Annotated in this window: 22 protein-coding genes; 12 read left to right on the forward strand and 10 right to left on the reverse strand. The window is 39.5% G+C overall.

The genetic code is table 11. The features are described from left to right. Positions 1 to 43: 43 nt before the first annotated feature. From EJ995_RS06840 to EJ995_RS06860, 5 genes are all read right to left on the reverse strand, one after another. The gene (locus tag EJ995_RS06840; RefSeq protein WP_126446925.1) at positions 44 to 1492 is read right to left on the reverse strand and encodes a T9SS type A sorting domain-containing protein; all 1449 of its coding nucleotides are present in this window, start codon (positions 1490 to 1492) and stop codon (positions 44 to 46) included. A gap of 180 nt (positions 1493 to 1672) precedes the next feature. Next, positions 1673 to 3859: a glutamine synthetase III family protein gene (locus tag EJ995_RS06845; protein ID WP_126446927.1), complete on the reverse strand. Its 2187-nt coding sequence runs from the start codon at positions 3857 to 3859 to the stop codon at positions 1673 to 1675. A gap of 102 nt (positions 3860 to 3961) precedes the next feature. After that, entirely contained in the window at positions 3962 to 4924 is a 963-nt protein-coding gene (locus tag EJ995_RS06850) for a calcium/sodium antiporter (protein WP_126446929.1), read from the reverse strand. Between the two features lie 44 nt (positions 4925 to 4968). Next, positions 4969 to 5526 (reverse strand): DUF421 domain-containing protein, encoded by a 558-nt coding sequence (locus EJ995_RS06855; RefSeq protein ID WP_241234604.1) that lies wholly within the window; start codon positions 5524 to 5526, stop codon positions 4969 to 4971. Between the two features lie 44 nt (positions 5527 to 5570). Continuing rightward, a complete protein-coding gene (locus tag EJ995_RS06860; RefSeq protein WP_126446931.1) occupies positions 5571 to 6392 on the reverse strand; it encodes an SUMF1/EgtB/PvdO family nonheme iron enzyme in 822 nt (273 codons plus the stop codon). Between the two features lie 107 nt (positions 6393 to 6499). Between EJ995_RS06860 and fsa the strand changes: the two genes are divergently transcribed. Further along, entirely contained in the window at positions 6500 to 7156 is a 657-nt protein-coding gene (gene fsa / locus EJ995_RS06865) for a fructose-6-phosphate aldolase (RefSeq protein ID WP_126446938.1), read from the forward strand. Positions 7157 to 7237: 81 nt separating this feature from the next. Here the strand turns inward: fsa and EJ995_RS06870 are convergent, their stop codons facing one another. Beyond that, entirely contained in the window at positions 7238 to 8686 is a 1449-nt protein-coding gene (locus tag EJ995_RS06870) for a TlpA family protein disulfide reductase (protein WP_126446940.1), read from the reverse strand. A 137-nt stretch (positions 8687 to 8823) separates the two neighbouring features. On the opposite strand from EJ995_RS06870, the gene EJ995_RS06875 reads away from it, so the two are divergent. From EJ995_RS06875 to EJ995_RS06895, 5 genes are all read left to right on the forward strand, one after another. After that, the gene (locus EJ995_RS06875; RefSeq protein ID WP_126446942.1) at positions 8824 to 10446 is read left to right on the forward strand and encodes an ABC-F family ATP-binding cassette domain-containing protein; all 1623 of its coding nucleotides are present in this window, start codon (positions 8824 to 8826) and stop codon (positions 10444 to 10446) included. 109 nt (positions 10447 to 10555) lie between these two features. Continuing rightward, positions 10556 to 10834 (forward strand): riboflavin synthase subunit beta, encoded by a 279-nt coding sequence (locus tag EJ995_RS06880; RefSeq protein ID WP_126446944.1) that lies wholly within the window; start codon positions 10556 to 10558, stop codon positions 10832 to 10834. An 8-nt stretch (positions 10835 to 10842) separates the two neighbouring features. Next, positions 10843 to 12672 (forward strand): DNA mismatch repair endonuclease MutL, encoded by a 1830-nt coding sequence (gene mutL / locus EJ995_RS06885; protein ID WP_126446946.1) that lies wholly within the window; start codon positions 10843 to 10845, stop codon positions 12670 to 12672. Further along, positions 12672 to 13367 (forward strand): rhomboid family intramembrane serine protease, encoded by a 696-nt coding sequence (locus EJ995_RS06890; protein WP_126446948.1) that lies wholly within the window; start codon positions 12672 to 12674, stop codon positions 13365 to 13367. The genes mutL and EJ995_RS06890 overlap by 1 nt, the downstream gene beginning before the upstream one ends. Then, positions 13367 to 14230 carry a rhomboid family intramembrane serine protease gene (locus EJ995_RS06895; protein ID WP_126446949.1) on the forward strand — a complete coding sequence of 288 codons (864 nt, stop codon included), beginning with the start codon at positions 13367 to 13369 and terminating at the stop codon, positions 14228 to 14230. The genes EJ995_RS06890 and EJ995_RS06895 overlap by 1 nt, the downstream gene beginning before the upstream one ends. Positions 14231 to 14324: 94 nt before the next feature. Here EJ995_RS06895 and EJ995_RS06900 read toward each other — a convergent pair whose 3' ends face one another. From EJ995_RS06900 to EJ995_RS06910, 3 genes are read right to left on the reverse strand one after another with little or no spacing between them, the layout of a single operon-like run. After that, positions 14325 to 14972, reverse strand: coding sequence for a hypothetical protein (locus EJ995_RS06900; protein WP_126446951.1), 648 nt, complete (start codon positions 14970 to 14972; stop codon positions 14325 to 14327). Further along, positions 14929 to 15570, reverse strand: a complete 642-nt coding sequence (locus tag EJ995_RS06905; RefSeq protein WP_126446953.1) for a trimeric intracellular cation channel family protein — start codon at positions 15568 to 15570, stop codon at positions 14929 to 14931. Before EJ995_RS06905 ends, EJ995_RS06900 begins: the two co-directional genes overlap by 44 nt. After that, positions 15571 to 16293, reverse strand: coding sequence for an RDD family protein (locus tag EJ995_RS06910; protein WP_126446955.1), 723 nt, complete (start codon positions 16291 to 16293; stop codon positions 15571 to 15573). 38 nt (positions 16294 to 16331) lie between these two features. Here EJ995_RS06910 and EJ995_RS06915 point away from each other — a divergent pair, with 38 nt between their 5' ends. Genes EJ995_RS06915 through EJ995_RS06940 form a run of 6 tightly spaced genes read left to right on the forward strand, consistent with a single transcriptional unit; the run spans position 16332 to position 22775 of the window. Next, positions 16332 to 17309, forward strand: coding sequence for a stage II sporulation protein M (locus EJ995_RS06915; protein WP_126446957.1), 978 nt, complete (start codon positions 16332 to 16334; stop codon positions 17307 to 17309). Continuing rightward, on the forward strand, positions 17281 to 18198 hold the full coding sequence (locus EJ995_RS06920) for a hypothetical protein (RefSeq protein ID WP_126446959.1): 918 nt from the start codon (positions 17281 to 17283) through the stop codon (positions 18196 to 18198). Before EJ995_RS06915 ends, EJ995_RS06920 begins: the two co-directional genes overlap by 29 nt. Further along, positions 18195 to 18953: a hypothetical protein gene (locus EJ995_RS06925; RefSeq protein ID WP_126446961.1), complete on the forward strand. Its 759-nt coding sequence runs from the start codon at positions 18195 to 18197 to the stop codon at positions 18951 to 18953. The genes EJ995_RS06920 and EJ995_RS06925 overlap by 4 nt, the downstream gene beginning before the upstream one ends. Continuing rightward, entirely contained in the window at positions 18953 to 20293 is a 1341-nt protein-coding gene (locus EJ995_RS06930) for a DUF4350 domain-containing protein (RefSeq protein ID WP_164549887.1), read from the forward strand. Before EJ995_RS06925 ends, EJ995_RS06930 begins: the two co-directional genes overlap by 1 nt. A gap of 5 nt (positions 20294 to 20298) precedes the next feature. Further along, the gene (locus EJ995_RS06935; RefSeq protein ID WP_206482229.1) at positions 20299 to 21444 is read left to right on the forward strand and encodes an AAA family ATPase; all 1146 of its coding nucleotides are present in this window, start codon (positions 20299 to 20301) and stop codon (positions 21442 to 21444) included. Continuing rightward, positions 21444 to 22775, forward strand: a complete 1332-nt coding sequence (locus EJ995_RS06940; protein ID WP_126446965.1) for a DUF58 domain-containing protein — start codon at positions 21444 to 21446, stop codon at positions 22773 to 22775. The genes EJ995_RS06935 and EJ995_RS06940 overlap by 1 nt, the downstream gene beginning before the upstream one ends. 11 nt (positions 22776 to 22786) lie before the next feature. Here the strand turns inward: EJ995_RS06940 and EJ995_RS06945 are convergent, their stop codons facing one another. Further along, positions 22787 to 22975 carry a Lacal_2735 family protein gene (locus EJ995_RS06945; protein ID WP_126446967.1) on the reverse strand — a complete coding sequence of 63 codons (189 nt, stop codon included), beginning with the start codon at positions 22973 to 22975 and terminating at the stop codon, positions 22787 to 22789. Positions 22976 to 23049: the final 74 nt, after the last annotated feature.

Below are 23049 nucleotides of genomic sequence, written 5' to 3' on the forward strand. Positions count from 1 at the left end.
AAGAGTAATCCTTTACAGCCTAATGTTTTAAGATGTAAAATTCTTACTTAACTGCAAATTTGATAGTCTTGCTTATTTCAGAGTTGCTTACACTTACAAAATAAACACCTGTTTTAAGATTATGCTTGATAGACGCGTTGTTGATCTCACCGCTTTGAACACTACGACCACTTAGATCATAAACATTATAGTTCATATCATTACTTACCGTACCAGTGAATCTAATTTCACCGTCAATGGATGGATTGGGATATAGAGTGATCGCACCATTCTCAAATCGTTCAATACTTGCTGTCGCAGCATTGAAAGAAAACAACTCTCTACCATCACCATTGTTACCCTCAAAAATTATCTGGTCACCTAATACTACGAGGTCATCCACATCGTCTACCGTGCCGTCGATCTTTCTTATTTCAGCACCGTTAGTTCTATACAAATTGCGTTCTCCATCATTATTTGCAGTACCCGCATAGTACACTGCATTGTTGTAAACTACATAGTCAGATGGATTGTGATCTTGAAATTCTCCAGAATTGTTGCTCAATTGAGTGATAATCCCAGTTTCTGTATCCAGTATCCACAGCTGATCACCAGCACCCGTGTCGCCTTCAAAAAGAACATCACCATTATATTCAAAGTAATTACTGGTTCCATTCATTCCCAATGAGGCAGCAGCTGGATTTTCTACAGTACCATCTGAAGTACCGTCGCTTTGCCATAAGTTGCCTTGAGCCTCAAAGTATAGCATATCGTTTGCGATCGTAAAATTGCTTATGCCACTATTTGCATCACCTGTTGCGATATCCTTAACGAGACTGTAAGTGCTAGTCGCAGGGTTGTAGGAATATAATTCACGTCCTAATTCTTCTTCTTGAAGATTGGTTTCCATATAGGCAAAAACAAGATCGTTGTAGAATGTTACTGCCGTTGCAGCAACGATTTCTCCATCGATAACGTTTGGTAAAACTTGGGCATCCGTACCATCAAATGAAGCTAATTGGTTATTACCATTGTCAAGATTCACTGTCAAGTAGGCAATATCACCGGCTACTACTGCATTGTTAGGAACGTCACCATTTCTTGCAGGGAAAAGGTCAACTTTGGTTGTTCCTTCTTCAGTACCATCGCTAGTCCACAATTCTGAGGCGCCATCGTTTGCTGTGAAATACAATTGATTGTTCAATACAAAGAAATTAAATGGGCTACTACCAGCGCCACTTCCTGGTCTAATATCTTTCACAAAATTGAGTTCAGAACCATTGGTAGCATACAATTCCCGACCCGCATCTTCACCATCAGTCAAAGATCCAGAGGCATCGTCGGCTCCAAAAAATACTTGATCACCAAAAACAAATAAATTGTTAGGCGCTGACTGGTTAGGATCACCATCTTCTTCAAATCCAGGATAGATGTCAAAAAGTTGTGTAGGTGTTTGAGCAAATGCAACTGCTGTGAGAAGCAATAGCGTAAACATTGAGTAGATTTTTTTCATAACGTCTTGATTTAGATGAAGTAATTTAACATTGTTGTCAAATTCTTGTTAAGTAAAATTAAATAAAATTTATAAGATCGATATGATTTTGCTTTCGCGAAAGCGAAAACGTTATCGCTATACTGCATAAAAAAACTCCTTGAAATCATTCAAGGAGTTTTATAAACGTTTTCTTACTATCTATCTGGTAAACAGCAGCTCACGATATTTGGTCAACGGCCAGATCTCATCATCAACCAGTATCTCTAGCTTATCACAGTGATATCTAATGTCGTCAAAATAAGGTTTGACTTTATCACAATATGCTGAAGCCGTTTTCTCTGCATTTTTTTCATTATTGGCTTTCTTACGAGCCTCGGTCATATCAGTAATTCCTTTATTGATATTCTCAATGTGTTCTGAGATTTCTTCAATGATGATCATCTGCTCTTTAGCGATTTTTTTGAAGTCTTTTCCATAAATCTCTTTAAGTCCGCGCACGTTTTCTATCAAGGTGTTTTGATACCTGATTGCGGTAGGAATGATATGATTGCGAGCAATATCGCCTAGCAATCTACCTTCAATCTGGATGCGCATTGCATACTCTTCTACCTCGATCTCATACCTAGCCTCAGACTCAACCTTGCTCATGATGTTCAGATCTTCAAAGAGTTTGATACTTTTCTTTGAAATCTTGGCCTTAAGAGCCGTTGGTGTCGTCTTATTATTGCTTAGCCCACGTTTTTTAGCTTCTTTTTCCCAAGCTTCTCCATATCCATCACCTTCAAATCTAATTTTCTTAGACTTCTTGATGTATTCTCTTAAGACATTGAAAATTGCCTCGTCTTTTTTAAGTTTTTTGTTCTTAATCAAGCTATCAACTTCTTCCTTGAACTCCATAAGTTGATTTGCAACAATAGCATTGAGAACGGTCATTGGGTTCGCACAGTTGGCCGTGCTACCTACAGCTCTCAATTCAAACTTATTACCTGTAAATGCAAATGGTGATGTGCGGTTACGGTCTGTGTTGTCAAGAATTACCTCTGGAATCTTACCTACTACATTGAGTTTGAGATCTGTTTTCTCTTCTGGTGATAATTTGCCGTCAGTTACTTTCTCAAGTTCATCCAGTACGGCTGTCAATTGTGATCCAATAAATACAGAGATAATTGCTGGTGGTGCCTCGTTAGCTCCTAGTCTGTGATCGTTTGATGCACTGGCAATAGTGGAACGTATTAATTCTTCATGATCATAAACCGCCTTGATCGTGTTCACAAAGAAGGTCAAGAACTGTAAATTCTTCATAGGTGTGCTACCTGGCGACAAAAGGTTTACACCTGTGTTGGTAGATAGCGACCAGTTGTTGTGCTTACCTGATCCATTGACGCCAGCAAATGGCTTCTCATGGAACAGCACTTTAAAGTGATGTCTTGACGCCACCTTGCGCATCACATCCATCAATAGAGAATTATGATCTACTGCTAGGTTAGCTTCTTCAAATATTGGCGCCAGCTCAAACTGATTAGGTGCAACCTCATTGTGACGAGTTTTAACTGGAATACCCAATAGCATACATTCAGTTTCCATATCGCGCATGAAATTCATGACACGTGATGGAATAGAACCAAAGTAATGATCGTCCAGTTGCTGACCCTTTGCACTTGCATGTCCTAACAAAGTGCGTCCTGCCAATTGTAAATCTGGTCTAGAATCTGCAAGCGCACTGTCGATCAAGAAATACTCTTGTTCCCAACCCAGCGTTGCGTTTACTTTATTGACATTTTTGTCAAAATATTTACAAACTGCTGTTGCTGCTTGATCTACCGTTTGAAGGGATCTTAATAACGGAGTTTTAAAGTCAAGCGCTTCACCAGTATATGCGATAAATACTGTAGGAATACACAAAGTGGTCCCCATGATAAACGCTGGTGATGTAGGATCCCAAGCGGTGTAACCACGAGCTTCAAAGGTGTTTCTTATACCTCCATTAGGGAAAGAGGATGCGTCTGGTTCTTGCTGTACCAGTTGTCCACCACCAAATTTTTCTAAGACCTCACCATCCATTTCTAATTCAAAGAAAGCATCGTGCTTCTCTGCAGTACCACCAGTAAGTGGCTGGAACCAGTGTGTGTAGTGAGTCGCGCCATTCTGGATGGCCCATTCCTTCATTCCAGTAGATATATGATCTGCGATGTCACGGCTTATTTTAGCACCTGTTTCCATGGCATCCATGACACTCTTGTAAGAGTCTTTGGTTAAGTGCTGGCGCATAGCAGATTTATTGAATACGTGCTTGCCAAATATCTCACTGCGACGTGCAGGTTCATTTACTTCAACTGGTTTGCGATTTAAAGTTTCTTTAATCGCCTGAAATCTAAGAGTGGACATAATTTTGTAAAATTTATGCCGCAAAAATAAGAATAAATGAAAATGACCCTCATTAAATTAGGGTTAAACTATCAACATGAATATGTTTTCTGTTTATAACCCTTAAAATATTGGGGTGCCAAAGGCGAATAGTAAAAATATGCAATAGGCTAGCAACAAAAAAACGCCTTTAAATCTGCCGATACTGTTCTTTATTGGTAAAAACGCTAGCGGTATAAACACTAAGACAAACCCTAGCATCCAGAACATGTCATTGCTCAAGAGGTTGCTGCTATTTTCCTCAATGACGATGGGCTGAATTATACCTGTAATTCCTAGAACAGAACCGATGTTAAAAATATTACTACCTACTAGATTCCCTAAGGATATAGCTTTTTCTTTTTTCAAGGCAGCGATAATGCTGGCAGCAAGCTCTGGTATGGATGTGCCTATCGCAATCATGGATACTGCGATCACACTTTCTGGAATATTGAGGCTCGTGGCAATATCAACAGCACCTTCAACAAGCCACTCAGATCCTAGCCATAACGCAATGCCGCCTAGAACAAGATAAACTATGATTTTCCACCATGGATTAGGTTGGATATCATCAGTAATTTCTATGTTCATGGTAGATTTATCCTTTCTCGCTTTACGTATAAGTGTCACTAGAAAAATTACCAGTAGTACCAGCAATAATGAACTTTCCCATCGTACAAGATCAGACCCAAGCCATAAGAACAACATCAATATTATCGTGAATGCCAGTAACCATGGCCAATTGAATTTGAAAAAGTCATTTTCAATATCTAGTGGCGCTATTAGGGCCGTGGCGCCTAGAACGATGCCAATGTTGGCAATGTTGCTGCCTAGCACATTTCCCAATGCTAGTCCTGAATAGCCGTCTAGCGCTCCTTGAACGCTTACAATCAACTCTGGTGCGCTTGTGGCAAAGGATACCACTGTCAATCCTATGATCATGCGCGATAGTGACAGCTTGAGCGATAGACCAACTGATGCCTTTACCAGTAAGTCACCACCGATTACTAACAGGATCAAGCCCACGATCAGGAGTAGGATGCTCATATCAAATTCTCACTTTACAGATTAAATTTAGGCGATGATGATTTTTAATTAATCAATTCAGGATAACCGTTCACATCTTGCATGATAAAGTCCTCTAGATCTTCATCGCCCGAAGTGTGCAGGACACTTACATCACCTGTTGTTTCTAGAACTACTGCACGCACCTCACTCAATCGCAGGACATTAGCTTCACGTAGCTTGCCTCTAATTTCGGTCATGGTGACCTTAGTTTTATTGAGATTTTCCTCGATCAATTCACCATTATACATCAGGATTATAGGCTTGTTATTGATAAGCCCTTGGATTTTGTTGCTTTTAAAAGAGATGAAGCTCACCAGATAATTAAGCAAATACAGGATACCTATAAGTAACGCGCCCACAAATAGAGATGGTGAACTCGTCGCCGCACTCATCGCTAGAAGATTACCAATAGCGACAGTATTCAAAAAGTCAAACCCAGTCATTTTACTGAAGCTCTTGAGCCCAAACATGCGCGTACACGCAATAACAAGCAGGTATAGCACGACCGTGCCCACAACCACTTCGGGCATGATTTCTAGATCTTCAGTAAAATGTTTCCAGGATATTTTTATGTTTTCCATGATGGTAGTTTGTTAGCTTTCGCGAAAGCGTAATTATTTTATACCTACTGCGTCGATTGATTGTTGTCAACTTCACAAACACATCTAAAACCAGTCTTGAGTTCACTAGGTTCATAGTATTGAAGAGGTTCATTAAATAGCGGGTTGTAAACTTTATCCTGACCTATCTCATTGAGTTCCATGATGACTAGTTTACCACTTTCCTGCAAGGATTTGAACGTGTAAATGCCCAATGGAGCTGAGAAAATTTCATCTTGATAATAAACCATCTCACCGCGAGCATTGACAGTATTTTCAATGTCTACCATCTCGCTTGCTGTGGGTAGTCGGTAGGTAACTTTATAAGGAAATTTTGAACGTTTTGATTTATTGTTGCTGCGCATGGCAAAAACGGCATTGGCAAGGTCGGTGCGCCAGAAACAAAATAACTCTGCTTGAAATTTACTGACATTGACTGCTGGATGATACTTGTATTGAGGTGAGCTGCTATAACTCCCTAATTGTAAATTGCGCTCGACAACAGCTTTAGGATCTTGAAATGTTGCCTCCATGTATAACCTTGTATTACCGGTCCAAGGCTGGAAAACAGTATCTGCGGACAATTTATATCGCGGGTAATTTTTCATCCTGTCATGTTTTTTCATACTCCAATAATTCTCTAGATTATCAAGGAACTCATTATACATGAGGTTAGTCACGGGAACGCGATCTATATATAAGGAATCGTTTACCTTAATGGTGCCTGGCGGTACTGATAATGACGCGGTTTTAGAAATGCCTAGTTGTGATCCAGAATTGCTGCTACCACAACCAGTAATTATAAGTAATAACAAAACGGTAAAAATGTAGCGGAATCGAGTTTGCATGGTTCAGGTTGTTAAAAACTAATAACAGATTGATACTCAAAAATACTCGATAAGGCAGGTGGTTAACGCATTTTTGTACTGGTAATTCAAATTAACAACAACTTGATATGAAATTTTTTATTGACACGGCAAATCTTGATCAAATCAAGGACGCTCAAGATCTAGGAGTTCTAGATGGTGTGACGACAAATCCATCACTCATGGCAAAGGAAGGTATCACCGGCGCCGACAATATCATTGAACATTATAAAAAGATATGTGAGATAGTCGATGGCGATGTCAGTGCCGAGGTTATCTCGACAGATTTTGATGGCATGGTCAAAGAAGGTGAAGAGCTTGCCAAATTACACGACCAGATCGTGGTTAAGATCCCGATGATTAAGGATGGTATCAAGGCGATTAAGTACTTTAGCGATAAGGGCATCAAGACTAACTGTACCCTAGTCTTCAGCGCTGGCCAGGCATTGCTCGCGGCAAAGGCTGGTGCTACTTATGTCTCACCATTCATAGGACGTCTTGATGATATCAGCACCGATGGTCTTAACCTGATTGCAGAGATCAGATTGATTTATGATAATTATGGCTTTGAGACAGAGATTCTTGCAGCATCGGTACGTCATACTATGCACGTACTAGAATGTGCAAAGCTAGGAGCAGATGTAATGACTGGACCGCTTTCTTCTATTGAAGGTCTCATGAAACACCCATTGACTGATATAGGCCTTGCTAAATTTCTAGCGGACTATAAAAAAGGAAATAGCTAGGCTGCTTAAGCTAGAAAGCTGGAATTAAAAAACCCTCAAGAAATGCAATTTCTTGAGGGTTTTTTTATGATAACACGACTGCTACCTATTAATGTATCCCAGAAGCACGGTCTCAATCTTATAGTAAAATAGATTTATACTGGGATCAATGATTGTCAAGTCATCGTTGATAACCATACTACGGTGATTATTGCGCAATGCCAGCTGGCTATTTACTGATGTCTTATCGACAATCTGGTACTCTAAAGAATTATTGAATCCATAATTTTGAATATATCCTTTCCATTCTTCATAGGATATATTGTCGATGTTGATACCTATAAATTCTATTTCGGGATATTTGATTTGTAGGTTTTTTACCTGATCGTGAATTTCTAGTGCATATTCCTCATCGTTGATGGACCAATAGTAAATGACACTCAAACCATCGACTTCATTAGACAGGTTGATAGACTCGTTAGTCATGCCGCGCAGGTCAAAATCAGGCAACATGTTTCCGGGATCTAGGTCTATATATGTGGCGGCCATTTGTGTAACCTCTGCATTGAGATTCCTGTCAGTAGATACCGCAAGAAAGTCTGTGACCAGTTTATTGATTTCAACAGCGTTTTTACGGGTGCGTATGAAGTTTTTTATTTCGGTGGCTGCAAGATGGTTTTTGGTAAATCGATCCTCGATCAAATCATCCATCACCTCGATACGTTGTTGGTGAAAGGTATAAGATGTCAAGTCAACATCAGCGTTTGTCTCATTTGACACCTTCTCAAACGCCTTGTTCGAGATCAATGCATTTATATAAGGACTAAAGGCAAAGTTGTTGAGCAATTTGGGATTTCCTAATTCTACTCTATCACGATGCGAGAAAAATTCCTCAGGCAATGATTGAGAATTATCTAGGTAAATATTCTGATCTCTATTTAATGGATATTGCTCTAGTTTGTAATAGGAATTGAGCTTAATGACAAAATCTGTCAAGGCAGTAAAGTGATCGTTGAAATTGTATTTTTCTGCACTTCTTTGCAAGGCTTCTTGACGCTGGTTTTGAACTTGTTTTACCTTATCATAAAACGTCTGTGGATCATCATTGATGATGCTTAGGAACTCCATATTAGAGCGCTCCATATCAAGAAACAAATCAAGTAGATAACTATTCTCTCTTGCGTGATCTCCAGTAAAGGATAGGCTCTCATCAAATTCCTTGGTATTGAACCGCAACCTCAAACTGTCGCCAGGAGCTAGAAAAAAAGACTGGTATTCACCTGGGTAACCTATGGTGTAAAAGCCTTCATCTGCATTTTTATAGCTTATATCAAAAATACCTTTTTCATCAAGTTTTATGGTGTCATTGACGGTAGCATAGTCAGTCAACACTACATAGGAAACTTCAGGATTAACCACTTTTCCCTTAATGATGGTTTTAGTTTCTGTAGGAGAATTGCAGGATGTAATTGATAATGCAGCGCACCACAATAGTAGGTATAGGTGACGGTAAGAAGTTAGCTTTCGCGAAAGCTTAAACATAATTCTCATTACTACAATTAATTAACTTGTTGCAAAACACGAGCATTGACTAGTTATTGCCAGTTAACAGGCTGTTAAATTGAGTGTTGCGATAGACTTGTGTGTCGATGCTTAAATCGTATTTTTGCACTCCTAAAAAATAGATCATGCTTACGGTTTCAAATCTATCGGTACAATTTGGAAAACGCGTCCTTTTTGATGAGGTGAACGCAAAATTTGGCGGTAGTAATTGCTATGGGATTATTGGCGCTAACGGTGCTGGTAAATCAACCTTTCTTAAAATGATGACAGGCCAGATGGAGCCTACTAGCGGTCACGTGCATCTAGAGGCAGGCAAGCGCATGAGTGTGCTGGAGCAAAACCACAATGCCTATGACGAGGATACTGTTCTAGAAACCGTCCTTAAAGGTAACAAGCCACTACACAAACTTAAGACAGAGATTGATGCGCTCTATGCAGATTATACTGACGAGAATGCTGAGAAAATAGGTGAGCTGCAGGTGAAGTTTGAAGAAATGGACGGCTGGAATGCAGAGAGTAGCGCGGCAAGCATGCTGTCAAACTTAGGGATAGGTGAAGAATATCACTATACCTTAATGGCAGATATGGACAGCAAGCTCAAGGTACGCGTTTTGCTGGCACAGGCATTATTTGGTACGCCAGACGTGCTGATAATGGATGAGCCTACCAATGATCTGGATTATGAAACCATCGCCTGGTTGGAAAACCTGCTGGCAAATTATGAGAACACGGTAATTGTGGTGAGTCACGACAGACACTTTCTAGACGCTGTGTGTACTCATATAGCAGACATCGATTTCGGAAAAATTAATCAGTACAGTGGTAACTATACTTTCTGGTATGAATCGTCACAGCTAGCGGCTAGACAACGCCAACAACAAAACAAAAAAGCTGAGGAAAAGAAAAAAGAGCTTCAAGAATTTATCGCACGATTTAGTGCCAATGTAGCCAAATCCAAACAGGCTACCTCTCGTAAGAAGATGATTGAGAAGCTTGATATTGCAGAGATAAAACCATCATCCAGACGTTATCCTGCCATCATATTTGATCGCGATCGTGAAGCTGGTGACCAGATATTGAATGTCGAGAAGCTCACAGGATCTGTAGATGGTGAGGTATTGTTTAAAGACATAGACCTCAATCTTGCTAAAGGTGATAAAGTCGTGCTGTTCTCTAAAGACAGCCGTGCGACTAGTTTGTTTTATGAGATCATCAACGGCAATGTAGATGCAGATTCAGGTAAGTTTTTATGGGGTGTGACAACGACGCAAAGTTATTTGCCAGTGGATAATGCCGCCTATTTTGATGTTGACATGAATCTGGTAGATTGGCTGAGACAGTACGCTCAAACCGAAGAAGAGCGTGAAGAAGTATTCTTGAGAGGTTTCCTAGGGAAAATGATATTTTCTGGTGAAGAAGCTTTGAAAAGCGCAAGAGTACTTTCTGGTGGTGAGAAAGTGCGATGCATGTTATCAAAAATGATGATGAAACGCGCTAATGTCTTAATGGTTGATGAACCAACTAACCACCTAGATCTAGAATCTATCCAAGCTTTTAATAATAGTCTCAAGAATTTTAAGGGAACAGTATTGTTGACTACACACGATCACCAATTTGCACAAACCGTAGGTAATAGAGTAGTAGAGCTTACTCCTAATGGCGTGATTGATCGCTACATGACCTTTGAGGACTACATGGATGATTCTAAAATCAAAGACTTACGCAAGAAAATGTACAATCTGGATTAGAGTGTAAAAATTATTCTGCCCGAATTTGTGGAAAAGAGGTCCTGTTGAGGTATGATCTTTGCTTTTTAAAGCAAGAGGTTATCCGTAAATTTGAAAAAGGTCACAGATCATGGGAGTTTTGCGCCGTAAGAATAAGAAGTACGATTATGAGCCACGCTATTATAAAAGCGAGGAAGGCTCAAAACCTTTTGAGATCAAGCATAAATTTGATGATCAACGCACAACCGTAAATAGATTAGGGTTGAAAGGCAAATTCAATAATGCCATGCGTGATTATAAGGAAGGCACTGATGCGCTGGCTAGAAAACGCATTTACATCATTGTTGCAGTTCTCGTGTTTTTGTTTTTGTGGCTTATTGATTTTGATTTATCCATCTTTAGTTTTTAATTGACTGTATGTCAGATATCATTAGGTTATTACCTGATCACGTTGCAAATCAAATTGCCGCTGGTGAAGTTGTTCAACGACCAGCCAGTGTCGTCAAAGAATTATTAGAGAATGCCATTGATGCTGACGCACGTGAGATTTCGTTAATTGTAAAGGATTCTGGTAAGACTTTGATCCAAGTGATCGATGATGGTAAGGGTATGAGCACCATGGATGCACGCATGGCTTTTGAAAGACATGCCACTTCAAAGATCCAGTCTGCTGACGAATTATTTAATCTTTCTACCAAAGGATTTAGGGGTGAGGCGCTAGCGTCAGTAGCCGCAGTATCTCATGTAACTATTAAGACAAAACGTCCAGAAGATGATCTGGGAACCACTATTTCTATTGAAGGTAGTAAAGTGATTGCTCAAGAACCTGCTGTGGCTCCGGTAGGAACGACTGTGAGTGTGCGCAATTTGTTTTACAATGTTCCTGCACGCCGCAAGTTTTTAAAATCGGACAATGTTGAGTTGCGTAATGTGACTAATGAGTTTCATCGTGTAGCACTAGCGCATCCCAAGATTCATTTCAAATTCTCACATAACGGCAGCGATTTATTCAATCTACCTGCAGGAACTTATCGGCAACGCATTGTCAATGTCATGGGTCATAAGGTGGACGATAAACTTGTTGAGATCAAGGAAGAAACAGAATTGCTCAATATCCATGGATACATAGGTAAACCAGAATATGCTAGAAAAACCAAAGGACTGCAATATTTCTTTGTCAACGATAGATTCATCAAGCACTCTTATCTTCATCATGCAGTTTCTAGCGCTTTTGAAGGATTGTTGTCTCAAGGCTCTAACCCTAGTTATTTTCTATTTCTGGATGTACCGCCAGATAGCGTGGATATCAATATACACCCAACTAAGACAGAGGTAAAGTTTGAGGATGAGCACAGCTTGTATGCGATCATAAGAGCAAGTGTTAAGCATGCCTTAGGACAATTTACCATTAACACTATCGATTTTCAAAAGGATACAGAACTTGATGTACCGTATGAAGTGAGTAGATCTGCTATTAAATCACCTCGTATAGAGGTAGATCCAGATTTTAATCCTTTCAATGATACGGGTTCATCTAGAAAGGTTCATCAACATATTCAAAAACCTGCTGGATCTTGGGAATCGTTGTATGCTGGACTAGATGATACGAGTGTATTGCATGATGAAACTGTGACTAGTCCCAGAAATTCTACTTCATTATTCAATGATGATGTAGAGCAAACGGGCTCCAGTATTTTCCAGTTGCAGCGCAAGTTTATTATTAGCACGCTGCAAAGTGGTTTACTGGTAATCAATCAACATCGAGCGCATGAGCGCGTATTGTACGAGCAATTATTGAGACAGCTTACCGTTCAAAATGGGGTGAGTCAGCAATTGTTATTTCCTGTAAAGATCAATCGATCACCAGATGAGGTTGATATTGTCAAACAATTACAAAGTCAATTAGAGAGCGTAGGGTTCTTATTTGGTATTATTGAAAATAATGTCATAGAAATTCAAGGTTTACCGCTGGACTTGAAAGAACCACAAGTAGAGCCACTACTGGATGTCGTGATAAAGTCAGAGCAAGAACAGGTACCGCAACAGCAAGATGCACAATTGCAGCGCATGGCGGCTCAATTGGCAGGACAAATGGCGATTAAGACAGGTGAGCAATTACGAGTAGAGCAAATGCAGCAAGTCATTGACGAGCTTTTTGCTTGCGAGGAACCAGCGCTATCACCAGCTGGTAAAAAAGTATTTATTACGATTACGGGCGATACGCTCAGTTCAAAATTTGACCATTAATGTTTAGTAATATCACACCTGTAGTACGCAATTTGATCATCTTGAATGTCGTGATGTACATAGGTACCGTTTTTCTCGCGCCACAGCTGTATTATGATTTCAGTTTATGGTTTTTTAAACATCCTGAATTCGATTTCTGGCAAATCTTCTCGCATATGTTTATGCATGATTCGCGCAGTTTCATGCATATCCTTTTTAATATGTATGGTTTGCTATTATTCGGGCCACTGTTGGAACGATGGATGGGATCCAACCGATTTATATTTTTTTATCTCGCTTCAGGAATTGGTGCTTATTTATTAACGACAGGAATAGATTATTTTCAATACGTTCAGACCGTTGCCGAATTAGAATCTAAAGGCTACAGCGCTAATGAAATACCTAATATCCTTTTCACCAAAACCTCACTGGCAGTTCCTATGGTAGGAGCAAGTGGTTGTCTCTTTGGTGTATTGGCAGGGTTTGCTTATTTGTATCCCAATCTAAAGTTGCAATTGCTGTTTATACCAGTACCAATTGCTGCAAAATGGTTGATAGGCGCTTACGTCGCTTATGAAACACTTGCCACCATTGGAATCATTAATTTACAAGACAATATTGGTCATGCAGCACACCTAGGTGGTGCGATATTTGGCTTTATTATGGTATGGTATTGGAAACGTAACGACTACGATCAATATAGAATAGACAACTGATGGATTTTATAGATTCTGTAAAACTTAAATATAAACAGCTTGACGTACTAGGTCAGCTCATTGCCACGGTGGTAGTAGTGAATCTGGTTATATATCTGGCTTCTTTATTGTATCAACCCATCTGGAGTTGGTTTGCGTTGCCCGCTGGCTTCATTGAACCATTATTGCAACCATGGGCTTTTATCACCTATGGGTTCTTGCATGGTGGCATTTTTCATCTATTGATAAACATGTACATCTTGTACATTATGGGTCAGTTTTTACTCAATTTATTTACTGGTAAACAATTACTATCGCTGTTTTGGGCAGGCGTTCTTGCCGGTGGTCTTGCATTTACGGCTGTCAGCGCCATTTTCACCGAATTTTTATTCAATACCCAATTAGTGGGTGCCAGCGCTGGTGTTTTTGCAGTGGTGTTTTTTGTATGCACCTATATGCCTGATCATGAGATACGCCTATTTTTTGTACTCAACGTTAAGCTCAAGTATTTGGCATTAGTGTTTTTAGGTTTTGACCTTATCGCCATTTTCACTGGCGTCAATGCTGGTGGTAGTATCGCTCATTTAGGTGGCGCCGCTTTGGGATATTATGCTGCAACGCGCATGAAAGATGGTATTGATGTATTGACAGGAGTTTCTGCTGCTGGTGATTGGTTAGGTAATTTATTCAAGTCATCTGGTAAGCCTGCCAAAAAATCCAAAATGAAAACCGTTTACAAAAGTGCCAACAAGAAAAAAGCCGCCGGAAATCCAAAAGATCAACAAGCGCGCATTGACGCTATACTTGACAAGATCAGTGCTTCTGGTTATGACAGCTTGAGCCGTGCCGAGAAGGATTTTCTCTTCAAGGCTGGAAAGGAGTAAAGTTGTTTTTTTGTTTACGCTTTCGCGAAAGCGTGATAACAAGAACTTCAACATTTTAGTAATGTCATTAATTCTTGTGCCTTCTTTATTACTGCTAATTTACACGTGGGTCTATACCACCCATCTTAGAATGGCTATAATTATATCCAAAAACGCTTTTAAGTTCACTACCGTCTTCCTTATACGGCTTGTAAAATTTCAAATGATCAATTGTTTCTTCAAAACTTTGGTCAGTCCACTCAAAGTCAATTTTGTAATATTGTTTGATGTCGATAATTTGATTATCAGAATTTAATTGATAAACGTGGCGATAGGGTACTTCTGAAGTTTGAAAGTCGTTCGCAATTTCATTTTCTGCGCTAAAAAATGTCTCGATTATTTTTTGATCAGTATAGTCATATCTTATTATAGGACCGCCGTAGAATCCAGATCCTGCCCAGTCTAATTCGTGTTTATAGTTGTAAAATCTTAATTCTGTAACTCTTCCTTTCTCATCGATCGTTTCTTGTACGTAGGAGATAGAATCAATGCTGTCCACATTCCATTTTTCTAAAATAATATTTGATGCCGTAAAGCTAATTTCATGATACTTCTTACTCTCGTTTTTTTCGCTTTCGCACGAAATGGTCGATAGAATAACAAAGAGCCACATTATTACAGTAGAAGTTCTAAATTTCTTTTTCAAATCTTTCTTTCCTTTAAAACCTAGTCTGCATTCCTTGTGCACCACCAGCCTTGCCATACGGGCTAGGTAGCTGCCATTTGAAGACAACCGCTAGCACGCGCATGGCAATAACGGCAATGGCAGATATAGGAAACACAAATTGCTCTAGCATACCTACTTTCAATAATAAAAAGTAAACGCCACCACCAAAAATACAGGCCGTAGCATACACATTTTTACGGAAGATTACTGGAATCTCATTAACGAGAATATCACGTATCACACCACCAAAACAGGCCGTGATACAACCCAATGTAATACAGATAAATGGATGGAGTCCTGTTTGGATTCCCATTTCGACACCAACGATGGTATAAAGACCTATACCTATGGCGTCAAATAGGAATAAGGTTTTACGCAGCTTGAGTAACCAGGTTCTAAAGATAAAAGTGATTACCACACATATCAATATGGTGTACACTAGGTTCATATTTGTCATCCAGGAAACAGGTTTGACACCTATCAATATGTCGCGCAACGTACCACCACCAGCTGATGTGACAAATGCAATAATCACGATACCAAAGGCATCCAGTCGTTTTGAAAATGCAGCAAGTGCGCCCGAGACTGCAAAGGCGATCGTGCCCAGCAAGTCCATAATTTCTATGATATTCATTTAATTTCCTTGTGTGAGATAAGTGTAATCCTTGAGCAGCGTACGTACAAATTCACCATCGCGCAGCTCTGATTTGATGCCCAATAATTCTTCCAGGCGCAAGCGTAGCAATTTGAGCGCTGCATAATCACGGCTTTGCCCGGCAAGACGATAGATTTCCTTTGCCTCGTTTATTGTGGGATCTGTCAATTGATGTGCGGTAATGAAAGTAGGCTTATAGTCCTCGCGTACTTGTTCAAGTATAGTGTGAGAGATTTTGGTCTTCTTGCGTGTGTCAATGACGATCGTATTTGATGCGATGCCGCCCAATCGTTGGTTTTTATCGGTAAAAATAATTGAGATGATTGCAACTCCAGGTCCAGTAAGCCATAAATCAACTAGCCGCATGATCCAGGTGATAAAATAATCGCTCCACGTGGCAGGTGAGCCGTCAACCTTTACCGTGCGCAACTGTAAAACAAATTTTCCAACCGTTTTACCGTTAAAAATGATGTTGAAGATGAGTGAGTAAAAGGCAATGGGTAAAAACAATAGTTGATACAATCCAATAGAGGTGAATCGGTCTAGAGCATTTTCAAGGTTAGAAAACACATATGCTAGGGCAGATACGTAAACTCCCAAGACGACGAGATCGATCAAAAACGCCAGTATACGATAGCCCAGACTGGCAACTGTGTAGTTGATGTTTACATTTTGGGCAGTATTTACGGCAGTGTTTGACATGCTGTATTTAGTTTTTATCTTTAGCCAAAACTACAAGAATGCGTGAGGCTGCTTTTGTGAAGCAAAATAAAGAAAAATGGATCGCATTTGAGCGCGCGCTGGATGCTAATTCTAACATTGCCGCAGATCGCCTTGCAGATCTTTACATACAGTTAACCAACGACCTCTCGTTTGCACAGACTTACTATCAAGAAAGTAAGACACTGCTGTATCTCAACTCGCTGGCATCACAGGCGCACCAGAAGATTTATAAGAATAAGAAAGAAAGTGGTAATAAGATATGGGACTTTTTCTCCTATGAATTCCCATTGTTTTTCGCAGACCATTTAAAGACCTTAGGATTTGCCTTTTTGATATTTATGGTGGCAGTAGCCATAGGAACGATCAGTACATTAAATGACGATTCTTTCTCGCGATTGATCTTGGGTGATAGTTACGTCAACATGACGCTTGAAAATATACGTGATGGTAATCCTACAGGCGTTTATCAGCAGGATGGTGCGTTTGGGATGTTTATCGCGATCACGGTCAATAATATCAAAGTAGGCATGTTCTGTTTTGCATTGGGTATCCTTACTTCTATAGGGACCAGTTACATTTTGTTTTCAAATGGAATTATGGTTGGAACATTTTTCAGTCTTTTTGCGCTTGAGAATGTAAGTCTAGAATCATGGAGTGTGATCATGTTGCACGGTACCATTGAGCTATCAGTTATTGTAGTATGTGGTGCCGCAGGAATGATCATGGGTAACTCGCTACTGTTTCCTAAAACGTATAGCAGGATTACTTCATTTACTCGTGGTGCAAAAAATGGGCTCAAGGTCATGATGAGTACGGTACCTTTATTTATCATTGCAGGCTTTATCGAGGGCTTTGTAACCAGATATGCGTTCATGCCATCGATTATCAAGTACGCTATTCTCCTTGTGAGCGCGGCAATCATTTTAGGGTATTATGTACTCTACCCTTTATATCTCAAGAAAAAACATGCAACCATACATAGAACCACGGCTTAGAAGAGACTTTGGTGGCGTCATCTCGGCCTTTTTTGAATTTTTAAGAGGAAACCTACGCGGTCTCATCAGTGTGTTTATAGGTTATAATGGGATATTTTTCATCCTGTTTCTCATCAGCGTTTATTTCTTAATAACGGGAATAGTTGATGTAACGATGATCTCGATTACCGGCGGCGACGAGGATACGGCCTTTATTTTAATTGCAGTTTCTCTCATCGCTTTGTTTGGTTTTATCATTTTGGCCTCCATGTTTAATTATGCGCTATCCAGTGCATATGTGTCATTATATGAGCAAGAAAAGGTCAACAATCTAGATCGTAAGAAAGTGTGGAGACTTGCCAAAGGTCATCTGTTCGGTATGTTCTTGTTCATGTTGTGTCTGGTGGTCATTTATTTTATCAACGCGATATTACAAGTCGTATTAGGCTTTATTCCTGTTTTAGGATTATTAGCATCGTTGGTAGTAAGTTTTGGTCTCAATAGCTGGATTAGTATGAGTATTTTTAGCTACGTGCATAATGAGAATCACAACGTTTTTGATGCTTTTGGCGAGGTATGGACGCTTTTATTTTCAGGATTTTGGAAAGCAATTGGCGCCAATTTTATCGTTGGAATTTTACTGCAACTAGGTTTTGCAGCTATGAGCATCGTACCTACTATTTTGTTGGGTACCACCGCATATTTAGTCATTGACTCACCACAGGAATTTGGTGATAACTTGTTTTTACAGATCTTAATCATACTTGTGGTAACTGCATTTTGTGTCATCGTTATGTTTATACAGATGCTGTCACAGATCATGAATGCTTTTCTATATTTCAACCTGCACGAGACAAAGAATAACATCTATTTACGCTCGCGTATTGAAAAATTGGGAACTACCGCATGAAATATATAATGTTCATGTTGATTGTTTTGGGTTCCGCTTTCGCGAAAGCGCAATCACTACAAGATCTAGTGCCACAAATAGAGCAACGTCCTCGACAAATCACTGACACGCTGGATCGTGACTACGACCAAAGAGCCGTTGAGGCACGAGCATTACCAGCCGATCTTGCAGATAATTATACGGGTGCCGATTTTGACTACACAGACACCACAAACGACGTCAACAATGTGTTTGAAGAGTTTTTTGAATGGTTGTTCCAGGGTATTGCATCCATTTTTGGTGTAGAGCTCAGTCCGTTTTGGCTTAAGTTTTTACAATACACGGTATATGTATTATTTGCTGCACTGGCTATTTATTTATTGGTTAGATTACTAGGTAAGGAACAGGCGTCTGGGCTTACCATCAAAGCAGGTAAGAAAAAAGCCAGCATACGAGCTGGAGAGACGCACATTGAAGAAATCGATTTAAACAAATTGATCGCCGATGCGGTAAATGGTAACGATTATCGCAGCGCCATACGTTATCAATATCTCAACGTCCTCAAAAAATTAAGTGCCGCTGGCGTGATTGTTTGGGATTATCAAAAGACCAATGCCGACTATTATCGAGAGATTAAAAAACAAGAAGTAAAGGATCAATTCAAACGCATTTCATATCTATACGATCATGTATGGTATGGTGAATTTGCAGTGGATAGAAAAGTGTATGATCAGGCGTTGGTGCAGTTTAATGACATTAAGAAAACAGCTGCTTGATGGATAAACGTACCAAATTCATTCTATACGCTATGCTAGTTGTCCTGATAGGTCTGGTAGTGTTAGAAAGCACACGTCCCAAGCCTGTAAATTGGAGGCCCAGTTACACCAGCGGTGATAAAATCCCATTAGGCGGTTATGTTTTTTATGATAATCTAGATGAGATGTTTCCCGATGCTCAGGTAAAAGCCATCGATCAGGTTCCTATTGATTTCTTGCGAGAGAATATTGATCTGACTGATGCTAACTATATTTTCTTGAATGACTATCTCGTTTTTGATGAGGTAGAGACTGATTATTTGATGGAATTTGCAGCTCGTGGTAATAAGGTTTTTATCTCTGCAGGATCCGCTTTTGGTGCTATGGCAGATACCTTGAAGCTAGAAACTAATTCTGGATCTTTTTACAGTTATGGAGCAGAAGATACGTTGCGCACAAGACTAGTCAATGAGAAATTCAAGGATCGTAGCTATGTGTATTCACGTGAAGGCTCATACCGATATTTTGAGAGTTATGATACGCTCAATTCTAAGGTATTAGGTGAGGTACTAGCTTTCAACCCTCAATCAACCTATCTGGAAGAATTGATCATGGGCGATAGCGACGATGAAGAAGAACTAGATAGAGAAGACTGGACAGACGAGGAAAAGGAAGAACAGGAAGAAGCAGAACAGTCTTTTGAGGAAATGCAACTGGCAGAGCTTAAAACTCGCAAAACACCACAGGTAAACTTTGTAGAGACTAGAGTAGGTGATGGTGCTATCTATTATCACTTGAATCCTATTGCATTTTCTAACTATTATATGCTCAATGGTAAGGAAAACTATGTGGCCGAGGCTATGTCTTACCTTAACGATGGCGATGTGTATTTTGATGATTATGGTAAGTCCGGTCGCAAGGTGATACAATCGCCTGTGCGATTTATACTATCAGATAGTGCATTGAGTGCCGCTTATTACCTGGCGATCGTCGCGATTTTATTATATATAATTTTTGTAAGCAAGCGAGAGCAACGTATTGTGCCTGTGGTAAAACCGTTAGAGAATGCAACAGTTGATTTCACTAAAACCATAGGCGATCTTTATTTTGAAAGTGGTGATTATGACGCGATCGTCGATAAGAAAATATTGTTTTTTCTAGAGAATATACGATCGCGATATTATCTGAATACTCAAGAATTGAACGACGTGTTTATGAATAGACTAGCGGTCAAATCAGGAAAGTCAGTCAAGCAAACGGCAGACATTATTAACTATATCAAATTACTTAAATCTAAAAGTATCAATTATGAGCATGAGTTGACACAACTCACCAGACGTATTGAAGCTTTTAATTCATAAAAATCATGCAAGATCACGACAATACCAACCCATCAAGCAATGATGAGGAAAACAAATTACCAGATGCTGCACAACAGCAGCATGTACACAAACCAGATGACGGTAATAACGCTTTAAAGGATAGCCCGATAGCGGACGAGATTGTTTCTGATGTACCTAAGGAAGATACAGAGGATAACGAGATAAACTTCTCATCAAGAGTTGATCTTTCTCAATTATCTAATGCGGTAAAGCAAATCAAAGAAGAGTTGCGCAAGGTGATCGTAGGTCAAGAAGAAATGATTGATTTGTTGATTGTATCCATCCTTGCCAATGGACACTCACTAATAGAAGGTGTACCAGGTGTGGCAAAAACTGTGACTGCTAAGTTACTTGCCAAAACCATGCAAGTAGACTTCTCAAGAATCCAATTCACGCCAGATTTAATGCCTAGTGATATTTTGGGAACTTCAGTTTTCTCCATGAAGGATAATGAATTTGAGTTTAAGGCTGGGCCTATTTTCTCAAACATCATTCTTATTGATGAGATCAATCGCGCACCAGCCAAAACACAGGCTGCGCTCTTTGAAGCAATGGCAGAACGCCAAGTAACCATTGATGGTAAGGAATATGCATTAGAGAATCCTTTTCTAGTATTTGCTACACAAAATCCAGTAGAACAAGAAGGAACCTACAGACTGCCAGAAGCCCAGCTAGACCGTTTCTTATTCAAGATCAATGTGGATTACCCAGATCTAGATGAAGAAATCCAAATTCTTGAAGGGAATCATAACCGTAAAAACGCTGATCCTGAATCCATGATTACAGGCATCATGACAGCACAGGAAATTGCTGATCATCAGCTAACTGTGAAAGGAATAATAGTTGAGCCAGCCTTGATCAAATACATCGCACAAATTGTATTGAATACTCGCAATAATGCCAATCTGTATTTAGGCGCATCACCAAGAGCATCCATTGCTATCATGAATGGTTCAAAGGCGTATGCAGCGATAATGGGTCGTGATTTTGTCACACCAGACGATGTGAAGTACATCGCCAAGGCTGTCATGAGACATCGTATCATTCTCACACCAGAACGTGAGATGGAAGGCTTCACGGCAGACAAAGCTATCGCTCAAATCCTAGAAACGATTGAAATACCTCGCTAGTGAAGAGATTTTATAAGAGCATTTATTTAACGCCTAGATTATTCACGGTCATCATTTGTCAGGTGGTATTCTTTATTCTAAGTTTTTTCTTTAGAAGATTAGAAGGATACGCCATGATAGGTGTTTACATTCTGCTGGGATTATTTCTAGTGGATATGCTTTTATTATATCGTGCTAGCGGCATTGACGCAACTCGCATATTGCCAGAGAAATTTTCCAATGGTGATGATAATCCAGTTCATATAACCGTAGTCAATAATTATCCTTACAAGATCAAAGTAGAGATCGTGGATGAATTGCCCGTTCAATTCCAGAAGCGTGATTTTAAATTAATGAATGATCTAGCCGCTGGCGGTACACATACTTCTATGTATGAGGCAAGACCAGTGGATCGAGGTGAGTACCATTTTGGGTCACTAAACATTTATGCAATCAGCGACATAGGTTTTATCAAGCGTCGATATCGATTTGATAGCGATGCAATGGTGCCCAATTATCCGTCATTTCTTCAAATGCGTAAGTATGAGCTCATGGCCTTCACCAACAAACTGCGTGATTATGGTATAAAAAAAATACGCAGGATAGGGCACACCATGGAATTTGAGCAGATTAAGGATTACACACAAGGTGATGACGTGCGCAATATCAATTGGAAAGCATCAGCTAAGCGTAATTCCTTGATGATCAATCAATATCAGGATGAGAAATCACAACCGGTATATAGCGTGATTGACAAAGGCCGCGTGATGAAAATGCCTTTTGAAGGCATGAAACTTGTCGATTATGCAATAAATGCAACGCTAGTCATATCTAATATCGCCTTGAAAAAAGGTGATAAGGCAGGAATGTTTAGTTTCTCAGATAAGGTTCAAAATCAAGTGATGGCTCAAAAACGCTCCTCACAAATGAATGTCATCCTTGAAACGCTTTACAATTTGGATACAGATTTTAAAGAGAGTGATTTCTCAAGATTATACATCGATATCAAACGTAGAATTACACAACGCAGTTTGCTATTGTTGTACAGTAATTTTGAAACACTAGACGCTCTACATAGACAATTGCCATACTTACAGGCTATTGCAAAGAACCATTTGTTGGTAGTTATTTTCTTTGAAAATACAGAGCTTAAAAAGCTTACCGATCTAGAAACTGAAAATACCCGACAGGTATTTCAACAAACGATTGCCCAAAAGTTTAGGTATGAAAAAAAGCTCGTTGTAAATGAGCTAAATAATTATGGTATTCAAACGATCCTTACAAAACCACAGGATCTTACAGTGAATACGATTAATAAATATTTAGAGATAAAAGCTAGAGGCTTGCTCTAATCTCCATGAGATTAAGCGTAGTCTAGCTTTCTTTTAGCTTCAGTTATTTCACGGAAAATTTGCATTGCTCTTTCGTGAATTTGGTTACTCTTCTCTCTATTAGTAGCAGCAACCTCAAACGATTTTCTCATTAAGTTGCAGTACTTAGATTCTTTCTTTGCTATTTGATCTTGTACCTCTTTCTTTTCCTCTATGCTCATGGATACTTCTTACTCAGTTCAGGAACGAATGTAAATTTATTGTTAGATATCTCTAGCTAACACTTTAACAATTG

Source organism: Nonlabens ponticola, from assembly GCF_003966335.1.
Lineage (GTDB): Bacteria > Bacteroidota > Bacteroidia > Flavobacteriales > Flavobacteriaceae > Nonlabens > Nonlabens ponticola.

Bases quoted from the DNA above. Each gene is read 5' to 3' on its own strand.
- EJ995_RS06870 (WP_126446940.1), bottom strand. From the start codon at position 8,686: ATGAGAATTATGTTTAAGCTTTCGCGAAAGCTAACTTCTTACCGTCAC.
- EJ995_RS06860 (WP_126446931.1), bottom strand. From the start codon at position 6,392: ATGCAAACTCGATTCCGCTACATTTTTACCGTTTTGTTATTACTTATA.
- EJ995_RS06880 (WP_126446944.1), top strand. From the start codon at position 10,556: ATGGGAGTTTTGCGCCGTAAGAATAAGAAGTACGATTATGAGCCACGC.
- EJ995_RS06945 (WP_126446967.1), bottom strand. From the start codon at position 22,975: ATGAGCATAGAGGAAAAGAAAGAGGTACAAGATCAAATAGCAAAGAAA.
- EJ995_RS06895 (WP_126446949.1), top strand. From the start codon at position 13,367: ATGGATTTTATAGATTCTGTAAAACTTAAATATAAACAGCTTGACGTA.
- fsa (WP_126446938.1), top strand. From the start codon at position 6,500: ATGAAATTTTTTATTGACACGGCAAATCTTGATCAAATCAAGGACGCT.
- EJ995_RS06925 (WP_126446961.1), top strand. From the start codon at position 18,195: ATGAAATATATAATGTTCATGTTGATTGTTTTGGGTTCCGCTTTCGCG.
- EJ995_RS06915 (WP_126446957.1), top strand. From the start codon at position 16,332: ATGCGTGAGGCTGCTTTTGTGAAGCAAAATAAAGAAAAATGGATCGCA.
- EJ995_RS06850 (WP_126446929.1), bottom strand. From the start codon at position 4,924: ATGAGCATCCTACTCCTGATCGTGGGCTTGATCCTGTTAGTAATCGGT.
- EJ995_RS06935 (WP_206482229.1), top strand. From the start codon at position 20,299: ATGCAAGATCACGACAATACCAACCCATCAAGCAATGATGAGGAAAAC.
- EJ995_RS06855 (WP_241234604.1), bottom strand. From the start codon at position 5,526: ATGGAAAACATAAAAATATCCTGGAAACATTTTACTGAAGATCTAGAA.
- EJ995_RS06890 (WP_126446948.1), top strand. From the start codon at position 12,672: ATGTTTAGTAATATCACACCTGTAGTACGCAATTTGATCATCTTGAAT.
- EJ995_RS06840 (WP_126446925.1), bottom strand. From the start codon at position 1,492: ATGAAAAAAATCTACTCAATGTTTACGCTATTGCTTCTCACAGCAGTT.
- mutL (WP_126446946.1), top strand. From the start codon at position 10,843: ATGTCAGATATCATTAGGTTATTACCTGATCACGTTGCAAATCAAATT.
- EJ995_RS06930 (WP_164549887.1), top strand. From the start codon at position 18,953: ATGGATAAACGTACCAAATTCATTCTATACGCTATGCTAGTTGTCCTG.
- EJ995_RS06910 (WP_126446955.1), bottom strand. From the start codon at position 16,293: ATGTCAAACACTGCCGTAAATACTGCCCAAAATGTAAACATCAACTAC.
- EJ995_RS06920 (WP_126446959.1), top strand. From the start codon at position 17,281: ATGCAACCATACATAGAACCACGGCTTAGAAGAGACTTTGGTGGCGTC.
- EJ995_RS06900 (WP_126446951.1), bottom strand. From the start codon at position 14,972: ATGGCAAGGCTGGTGGTGCACAAGGAATGCAGACTAGGTTTTAAAGGA.
- EJ995_RS06845 (WP_126446927.1), bottom strand. From the start codon at position 3,859: ATGTCCACTCTTAGATTTCAGGCGATTAAAGAAACTTTAAATCGCAAA.
- EJ995_RS06905 (WP_126446953.1), bottom strand. From the start codon at position 15,570: ATGAATATCATAGAAATTATGGACTTGCTGGGCACGATCGCCTTTGCA.
- EJ995_RS06875 (WP_126446942.1), top strand. From the start codon at position 8,824: ATGCTTACGGTTTCAAATCTATCGGTACAATTTGGAAAACGCGTCCTT.